The organism is Paenibacillus forsythiae T98 (assembly GCF_000520735.1).
Classification (GTDB): domain Bacteria; phylum Bacillota; class Bacilli; order Paenibacillales; family Paenibacillaceae; genus Paenibacillus_AQ; species Paenibacillus_AQ forsythiae.
The window spans coordinates 1-7084 of sequence record NZ_ASSC01000777.1 but is presented as its reverse complement, the minus strand read 5'-3'; the positions used below and the strand labels follow the sequence as shown (position 1 = coordinate 7084).

6 protein-coding genes are annotated in these 7084 nt (G+C 53.9%); 5 read left to right on the top strand and 1 reads right to left on the bottom strand.

Annotated features, from left to right (window positions below; genetic code table 11):
- Positions 1 to 417: S-layer homology domain-containing protein (locus L692_RS0123705; protein ID WP_025702434.1), on the bottom strand; the 417-nt coding region annotated here is incomplete at its 3' end.
- Positions 418 to 673: 256 nt separating this feature from the next.
- On the opposite strand from L692_RS0123705, the gene L692_RS0123700 reads away from it, so the two are divergent.
- The 5 genes from L692_RS0123700 to L692_RS0123680 all read left to right on the top strand — a co-directional run.
- On the top strand, positions 674 to 2794 hold the full coding sequence (locus tag L692_RS0123700; RefSeq protein WP_025702433.1) for a right-handed parallel beta-helix repeat-containing protein: 2121 nt from the start codon (positions 674 to 676) through the stop codon (positions 2792 to 2794).
- A 197-nt stretch (positions 2795 to 2991) separates the two neighbouring features.
- Entirely contained in the window at positions 2992 to 3738 is a 747-nt protein-coding gene (locus L692_RS0123695) for a YveK family protein (RefSeq protein WP_025702432.1), read from the top strand.
- Entirely contained in the window at positions 3728 to 4387 is a 660-nt protein-coding gene (locus L692_RS0123690; protein ID WP_025702431.1) for a CpsD/CapB family tyrosine-protein kinase, read from the top strand. Before L692_RS0123695 ends, L692_RS0123690 begins: the two co-directional genes overlap by 11 nt.
- Positions 4388 to 4435: 48 nt before the next feature.
- Positions 4436 to 6283 carry a polysaccharide biosynthesis protein gene (locus L692_RS0123685; protein ID WP_025702430.1) on the top strand — a complete coding sequence of 616 codons (1848 nt, stop codon included), beginning with the start codon at positions 4436 to 4438 and terminating at the stop codon, positions 6281 to 6283.
- A gap of 25 nt (positions 6284 to 6308) precedes the next feature.
- Positions 6309 to 7084: glycosyltransferase (locus tag L692_RS0123680; protein WP_025702429.1), on the top strand; the 776-nt coding region annotated here is incomplete at its 3' end.

Genomic DNA, 7084 nt, shown 5'->3' with positions numbered 1-7084 from the left:
GAGCACGGCGATGTCGGCGCGGGTCAGCGTGTCCTCGGGACGGAAAGGTCCTTCCGTATATCCGGCGACAAGATTATACTTCTTCGCGGCCATGATGTAGGGGAGCGCCCAGTACGCCCGGGGAACATCGGGCGGAGCCTGCCGCAAATCCGGCTTCGGATCAACCTCGATGCCGCTTGCCCGTACAGTCAGCTTGACGGCCTCCGCCCGGGTCATCAGCTTGTCGGGGCGGAAGGTTCCGTCCTGATAGCCTCCAATCAGCTGCTGCTCCTGCAGCCGGACTACTTCCTTCACGGCCCAGTGCGAGGGCGAAATATCGGAGAACAGCGCCGGACTCTCCGCCTCTGCCCGAGGAGATACCGGCCCCAGAATGGCGGCGGTAAGAAGCGCGACGATTAAACTTATTGTCTTTTTCATATGGATTCCTCTCTTGATTTTTCACGATTTGAGAATTGGCAATCGCTGCCTGACTAAGTTTATCGGTATTTACATTTTCGCATTTAAGACAAAAAACGGGAGAAATGCGGAAATATTGGGGGACTAAAGAACTGTTTTTTGAAGCTGGGACTTAAGCCTTTCCATTCGAAAAAAAACATGATAGTCTGAAAAAGACAGTTCGTTTTAAAGAACGAATGATATGCGGATTGAATCTGAACAGGAGGAAGGAAGAAGGATGCGCATACAATTACGGAGGTTCATTGTGCCTCTAACCGTTGTGCTGCTTGTGCTGCTGCCGCTGGAAATATACGGCCAGAATTCCCCGGCCCCGCCGGCGGCGATCATTGATTTATCCAGGTGGAATATCTACAATGACGGAACTCATCCCGTAGAAACGACCAAAGGCATTAACGAAGCGTTAAGAAAGCTGCATAACGACGGGGTTAAGGCGGTGGCGCTGCCTTCCGGAACCTACCTGATTGATAAGGACAGCCGCATCAATATGGTCAGCGACATGACGTTCATTATGCCGGATGACGCCGTACTGCAAAAGGAAGCAAGCGGAAAAGAGCGCTATGAAACGATGTTCCTGGGATACGGGGTTGCCAATGCAACGCTCAAGGGCGGAACTTACAGCGGCGACAAGCAGCAGCATGATTTCTCTAAAAAGGACAATCCCCATAGCGCGGGCACGCATGAGAACGGATACGGCATCCTGGTTGAAGGGGCGTCAAATGTAGTGATCGACGGCGTCAAGACCGTTAATTTCACCGGAGACGGGATAGCGATTGGCGGCTTTGGCACCTTGATCAAGGATCTGTATGAGGGGTGGTTTGTTTCCGGTGGGCTGGACGCCAAAGGAACTCCGGTAAGCGACAAGCGTAAAATCCGCACGCAAAAGCCGATTCCGCTTACCGCACCGATCCTGCAATCGGAGAAGCTCTTTGAAATTTCCAATGTCCAGAGACTGGCGCCTTCATTTGAGGTCTATTTCTATCAGAGCAGCGGGAAGTTCATCAAGAAGATATCGGCCAAGGTCCGGGATCAAATGGATATTCCGGCCGGAGCCGCCTACTGCCATCTCGTATTTAATCAGGCGTCGGCCAAGGGCGGCTACCTGGAAGTATGGAACCGTGTGGTCAGCCGGAATATTACCGTAAGAAATTCGGAGTCTGCATTCAACCGCCGTCAGGGGATTACGGTCGGCGGGGCGGACAACGTGCTGATTACCGGGAATCTGCTCCATGACATAAAGGGAGTCGCGCCGCAATCCGGCATTGATGTGGAAGGCGGATACGGGGAGAACGGCTACCTGAACACCAATATCAGCATCAGAAACAATGAGTTCTACAACAACGCCGTGTATGATGTCATTCTGTACGACGGACGGAACGCCTGGGTGGAAGGCAATCATTTTGCTTCGAGGGAAGCCATCGGACTTGCGGTCTCCGCTCCTTTTACGAACGCGGTAGTTTCCGGCAATCATTTTGACGGCGCGCGCATCTATGCCTATCATGATGCCGTCTTTCGGAACAATGCCATGAATGACTCCATAACCTATTTTGAGGGCCCTAATATCGTCATTGATGGCATGGAGATCACGAATGGAACACTCGCCCTGAGCGCAAAGGATGCTTACGGAATCAAGGTCTCTAATGTCAATATCAACATTACGAAAAAGGTGGATGCGGGCCTGAGCATCAACAGGAGCCCTCTGCGCCTGTCCAATGTGACCATCACCGGAGAGCCGTCTCTCAGGAGCTTTACCGGAAATACGGCTTCCGGAAGCGTGTTCGAGAATCTCAGGATCATCGGCTATAACTCGGCATACGGGCTTTCACTGCCGCCGGGAACCTATAGAAATTGCCAGTTCGAAGCGTCAGGAGAAGGGAAGTTTGGCACGTTATCCGCCGTTCTGGCCGGAGATTATTTGTTTGACGGCTGCACCTTCAAGGGCAACCTCCAGGGCGCGGGCCTGCTGTATGCAGAGAACAGGAAATTAAATCTGGCCGTGAAGAACTCTACCTTTGAACTGCCGGGCAGCGCGCAGGCTGTCAGCATTCAGGCGGCCCGGAACGTTCTGCTGGAGAATAATGCAGTGAACGCCCATAACCTGTCCTCCAGCAGCATGGAGCTGATCAAAATCAACGACTACTGGAAGCGAAGCGAGCCTTATCGTGTGCAGAGCGCGGTCATCCGCAAGAACAGAATTACAAGCAATCTGCCGGCCAAGGGTATTTCGACCGAGTATTCGGGCCTGGGAGCACCTCCTTATACGATAGAGGACAACATCCTGGTTAAAGCGAAGCTTTCGTTAAAGGCAAATGATAGATTTCATAATAATATATTGCAGTAGCTGCTGTTTTGATAGGGCGAAAGGATGAGCACATTGGTTCATCCTTTTTTTGTGCGTGTAAACGAACAATTAACCGGACGTAAAAACGAACAGCATCCCCAGAATAACAGGACTAATAGTTGACATGTTCTATATAAAGAACTAAAATTAATGAAAAACGTTCTTTATTGAAGTCATTCTTTAAAGTGGGTGAACATGTGGAAGATGAGAGCGAGGTATACGAAAAGGAGCATTCATCCCGAGTTCCGGTCAAGGAAATCAATCTGAAGGAATGGGCTGCGGTTATCAGAAGGAGATTATGGATCATTGTACTTACAACCGTCCTTTTTGCCGTGCTTGGCGGTCTGTACAGCTCACAGCCGGAAGTGCCCCTGTACGCTTCTTCAGCAAGAATCATGATTCCCGCGGCTACTCCGGAACAGCTCAGCACCATCAAAGTGTTCATTCGCGAGCCGGTGGTGCTGGAGCGGGTGGTCCGGGAGTCGGGGCTGCAAAGGTCGGCTTCAGGCTTGCGCAATCAAATCAGTGTAGGAAGCGTTGACAATTCCATTGTTACAATCATTTCGGTTGTGGACCCGGACCCTGCCGTCGCCCCGCAGATCGTCAATACGATCGTGCGCGTGTTCACGGAGGAAGTAAGCAAGCGGATGGGCTTTAACGGAATCAGCGTTCTTACGGAAGCGGCGGCATCGCCGAATCCCTCCCCCGTCAATCCGCCGAGCAATCGCGCGCTGATCGCGGGAATTATGGCCGGTCTAATCATTGGCCTGGGTCTTGCCCTGCTGCGGGAATCGCTGGATGACACCCTCCGCACCGAAAGAGAGCTCGAACGTATATTGGGCGTGGATTCACTCGGCACCGTCTCCAGGCTGCAGCGCAAAGATTCAGTCGGCAAATCCAAACGGAAAAATGAGTATGTGCGAGGTGAGGCCATTGGCTCATAGGGAGAAAAAGCTGGATTCGCGGGTCGTATACGGATGCTTCGTTGTTCATAACAGTCCCACGGTCGCCGCAGCCGAGCAATACAGGAGGATACGGAATAATATCCGGATTGCAGCCGGAAAGAAGGAGCCGCTCTCGCTCGTCGTCACCTCTCCTTCGCCGGGAGAAGGGAAGACCACCTCCGCCGCCAATCTGGCGCTCAGCTTCGCTCAGCGGGGAGACAAGGTGCTATTGGTGGACGCCAATGTCAGAAGCCCGGTTCTGGGCCAGGTGTTCGGCATCAAGCAGTGGCCCGGGCTCTCCGACGGATTGGCTTCCCGAACTCATTTTGAGGAAATTGTATACCGGACGGATATAGAGAGATTGTCCGTCATTCCCGGCGGGTCGCCTCTCCCGGGCACAGCGGATCTGCTGGATTCACAGGCGATGTCGGAATTTCTGGACCGGGCAAGACAGGAATACACGGTGATTCTGTTTGACTGCCCGGCGGTGTTGGAAACGCCCGATGCGGTCGCGCTGGCGGGCCGGTGCGATGGGGCCGTGTTGGTAGTAAGCAGCGGGAGGACGAAGCAGAAGCAAGCTGCCGAGGCCAAGCGCCTGCTGGATTTCGGAAGGGTAAGGATTTTGGGAAGCCTGCTTAACCGGGGTTAGAAGCGGTGGCGGCTGCCGGAAGGATTCGTTTTGGGAGGGAGCGGACGAATGTTGTTTCGCATGCATCGGCTAACGATTTTAATGCTGCTTGATTCGTTGATTGTGTTGACGGCTATTTTCGCAGGAAGCTTTCTCGTCGGCGCCACTTTTAATGTATTTACACATCCGGTGATTATCAGCTCGGTTGCACTGCTTCTCAGTCATCACCTCTTTGCCTTTGTGTACCATTTGTACAAGAAAGCCTGGGAATATGCCAGCGTTGAAGAAATTATTCTCATCAGCAAAGTGGTCACGTTCTCGATGATTGCCGCCGCCACTGTCCAATTGGTCTTCTCGGGCAACGTTCAATACCGTCTGCTGCTGGTGACCTGGCTGCTGCATATGCTGCTGATCGGCGGGTCGCGTTTCTGCTGGCGGATCATCAGGGCGGCCCATGACAAGCAGGAGACGCAGAATACGCCGGAGAGCGCCAAGCGGACGCTGATCATCGGCGCGGGCGCGGCCGGAACGATGGTGGCAAGACAGCTCATGTCCGGTTCGAACAAGGAGCTGAAGCCGGTCGCCTTTATTGATGACAATCTGAACAAGCTCGGCCTCGATATTATGGGAATTCCCGTTGCCGGCCGAACGGCAGATATTGTAAGGCTGGCCGAGCGGTATCAAATTGAGCATATTGTCATCGCGATTCCCTCGCTTCCCAAGAACCGGCTAAAAGCCATTTATGACGAGTGCGCCAAAACCTCCGCCAAGACGCAGACCATTCCGATGCTGGAGGATATAGCGAGCGGCAAGGTCGCCGTCAGCCAGTTCAGAGACATCCAGGTTGAGGATCTCCTGGGACGTGAAGCGGTTCAGCTTGATCTTGACCGGATTTCCGGTTATGTCACGGATAAGGTTGTCCTCGTCACGGGAGCGGGCGGCTCCATCGGGTCGGAGGTGTGCAGGCAAATCTCAAGATTCCGGCCCAAGAAGCTGGTTCTGCTCGGTCATGGGGAGAACAGCATCTATACGATTGAAATCGAGCTGAAAGCGACGTTCCGGGACTCCGGCATCCAGTTCTATACCGAAATCGCGGATTTGCAGGATGAGAGCAAGATAATCACCCTGATGCAACTGCATCATCCGGATGTTGTCTATCATGCTGCGGCCCACAAGCATGTGCCGCTTATGCAGCGCAATCCCGAGGAAGCGGTCAAGAACAACATTATCGGCACGATGAATGTCGCGCAGGCGGCGAGTCTGGCGGGAGTCGGCACCTTCGTTATGATCTCGACAGACAAGGCGGTCAATCCGACGAGTGTGATGGGTTCAACCAAACGGATTGCCGAGATGATCATCCAGCACCAGGACCGGTTCAGCGCAACGAAGTTTGTCGCCGTTCGCTTCGGCAATGTGCTTGGCAGCCGCGGCAGCGTAATCCCGCTGTTCCGGAAGCAAATTGAGCAGGGCGGACCGGTAACCGTCACACACCCGGATATGGTCCGGTATTTCATGACGATTCCCGAGGCGTCGCGGCTGGTCATTCAGGCCGGGGCCCTGGCGCGCGGGGGAGAAATCTTCGTGCTGGATATGGGCGAGCCGGTCAAGATTGTCGATTTGGCCAAGAATCTGATCCGTATGTCGGGCTACTCTACCCAGGAAATCGGCATCGAGTTCACGGGCATGAGACCGGGAGAGAAGCTGTATGAAGAGCTGCTGAGGGATACGGAAGTTCATGAAACGCAGGTTTATCCGAAGATTTATGTCGGCAAGTCTTACGAGGTGAACTTTGAATCCATTAATCATCTGCTCCAGGTCTACGATAAGCTGTCCATCGAAGAGCTGAGAACCATGCTGCTTGATATCGCCAACAACCGCTTTGAAATGGCCCCTCTGATGAAAGCGACGGTCGTCTAGACGCTGCGGAAAGGAAAGACGGCATATGTCCCGAAAAGTGTTGTTTTGCGCAACGGTAGATTTCCATTTCAGCGCGTTTCACTTGCCTGTGCTGGAATGGTTCAAGCAGCGCGGCTGGGAGGTTCATGTCGCGGCCGGAGGCGAGCTTGAGCTTCCCCATGTAGACAGGAAATTTAATATTCCGATTGAGCGGTCGCCGCTTCGCCGGGGCAATTGGGAAGCTTACCGGCAGCTGAAGCAGATTATACGGCGGAATGACTACGGGATTATTCATGCCCACACGCCGATGGGCGGCGTTCTGGCCCGGCTGGCAGCAGCCGGTTCGCGTAACAAGGGAACTCAGGTGATCTATACCGCCCACGGCTTTCATTTCTGCCAAGGCTCTTCGCTTGCGAGCTGGCTGCTGTATTATCCGGTCGAGAAGGGGCTGGCGCGGCTGACGGACTGCCTGATTACCATTAACAACGAAGATTACCATTTGGCCGCCCGGCGGAGATTCAAAGCGCGGCAAATCGAGCATGTGCATGGCGTGGGCGTTAATACGGACCGGTTCAGGCCGGTGACGCCTGCGGAGAAGGTAAGGCTCAGGCAGGCTTCTCCCTACGGACCGGACGATTTCCTGATGTTCTATGCCGCAGAATTCAACGGGAACAAGAATCATCAGTTGCTCCTCCGCGCACTGGCCCGTGCCCTGGCTCAAGAACCCGGATTGAAGCTTCTGCTCGCGGGAGAAGGTCCGCTTCAGGCGCAGTGCCGCAAGCTGGCCTCGGAGCTGGGGATTGCGGACAAAGTGGAGTTTCT

Excerpts from the sequence above, each read along its gene's own strand:
- L692_RS0123700 (WP_025702433.1), top strand. The coding sequence starts at position 674 with ATGCGCATACAATTACGGAGGTTCATTGTGCCTCTAACCGTTGTGCTG.
- L692_RS0123685 (WP_025702430.1), top strand. The coding sequence starts at position 4,436 with ATGTTGTTTCGCATGCATCGGCTAACGATTTTAATGCTGCTTGATTCG.